A 1,919-nucleotide genomic window follows, 5' to 3' on the forward strand; every position below is an offset into this window, starting at 1 on the left:
ACACCACACGACCGGACACCACACCCGGTGCCTGCACGCCGGCGGCCAACGCCCGCGCACCCTCGAGCAGACCATCGCGGTCATCGGCGACGATAACCGCGCGATGCTCGAACACAGCACGCGTGGACGCCATCGAGAAACCGGCGTCCACCGGATCCAGGTCGTGATCGACGACATGCGATGCCAGCCGGGCAGCCTGTCCGGCAAGAGCCGCACCGCTACGCGCCGAGACCACCCACGGCAGCACGCCACCGGCCGGGACGGTCTTGGCCACCGGCTCCGGAGCCCCCACCGGCGTCGGAGCCTGCTCGAGGACGACGTGAGCATTCGTGCCGCTGATCCCGAACGAGGACACACCAGCCCGACGCGGCCGATCCACCTCCGGCCACGCCACCTGCTCGGTCAGCAACCGGATATGCCCCTCGGTCCAATCGACCTTGGTGCTGGGCTGATCGACATGCAGCGTCCGCGGCAACACACCATGGCGCATCGCCATCACCATCTTGATCACACCACCCACACCCGCCGCGGCCTGAGCATGACCGATATTGGACTTCAACGACCCCAACCACAACGGACGATCCGGGTCCCGGTCCTGACCGTAAGTAGCAAGCAGCGCTTGGGCTTCGATCGGGTCCCCGAGGGTGGTGCCGGTGCCGTGAGCCTCGACCACATCGACCTCGACCGGCGACACCCTCGCATTCGCCAGCGCTTGACGGATCACCCGCCGCTGCGAAGGACCATTCGGCGCGGTCAAACCATTCGAAGCGCCATCCTGATTCACCGCCGAACCCGCAACCACCGCGAGAACTTCATGACCATTACGGCGGGCATCGGACAACCGCTCCAACACCAACATTCCAGCGCCCTCGGACCAGCCCACACCGTCGGCGGCATCGGCGAACGACTTGCACCGCCCATCCGGAGCCAAACCCCGCTGACGGCTGAACTCGAGGAACATCTCCGGGGTGGCCATCACCGCGACACCACCGGCCAACGCCAGATCACACTCACCCGACCGCAACGACTGTGCAGCCAGGTGCATCGCCACCAACGATGACGAACACGCCGTATCCACCGACACCGCCGGGCCTTCCAGCCCGAGCGTGTAGGCGATCCGACCCGACACCAAACTACCGCCGGCGCTGCTACCAGTGCCCTGCGCGTAGTCGTGGTACATCACACCGGTGAACACCCCGGTCGAACTGCCACGTAGCACGACAGGATCGACACCGGCCCGTTCCAACGCCTCCCACGACACCTCCAACAGCAACCGCTGCTGCGGATCCATCCCCGTGGCCTCGTTCGGACCGATCCCGAAGAAATCCGCATCGAACTCCGCTGCCGAATACAAGAACCCACCCTGACGGGTATAGGTCTTGCCTGCCTTGCCAGGTTCGGGGTCATAGATACCGTCGATGTCCCAGCCACGATCCACGGGCATCTCGCCGGTGGTGTCGATACCCGAGGTGACCAGATTCCACAGGTCTTCGGGCGAGACGACACCACCTGGATAGCGGCAGCTCATCGCCACCACCGCGATCGGCTCGTCGTCGGCTCGTACCCGACTGATCGCGAGTTCATCGACAGCCCCGGTACCGGTGAGTTGGGAATCGATGAACTCGGCGACGATCTGCGCGTTGGGGTAATCGAAAATGAGAGTGGCCGGCAATTGCAGACCCGTCGCGGCGTTGAGCCTGTTACGGAACTCGACAGCGCCCAGAGAATCGAACCCGAGCTGCTGGAACGCTTGCTGGGGTTCGACAGCATCGAGAGAAGCGTGCCCGAGGATGTCGGCGGCGACCGATCGGACCAGGTCGAGCAGGGCGCTCTTGCGAGCGGTATCAGAGAGACCGGCCAGCTTCTGCGCGAATGCCTGACCTGCCGGGGTTCGGCTGTGGCGGCGCACCGGGACAGGT

At 65.2% G+C, this 1,919-nt stretch carries 1 protein-coding gene; it reads right to left on the reverse strand.

The window, feature by feature from the left end:
* Positions 1-1,919: type I polyketide synthase (locus tag ACRWNM_RS36475; RefSeq protein ID WP_431972724.1), on the reverse strand; the 1,919-nt coding region annotated here is incomplete at both ends.

It is taken from the genome of Nocardia sp. bgisy134 (genome assembly GCF_965341865.1).
GTDB lineage: Bacteria > Actinomycetota > Actinomycetes > Mycobacteriales > Mycobacteriaceae > Nocardia.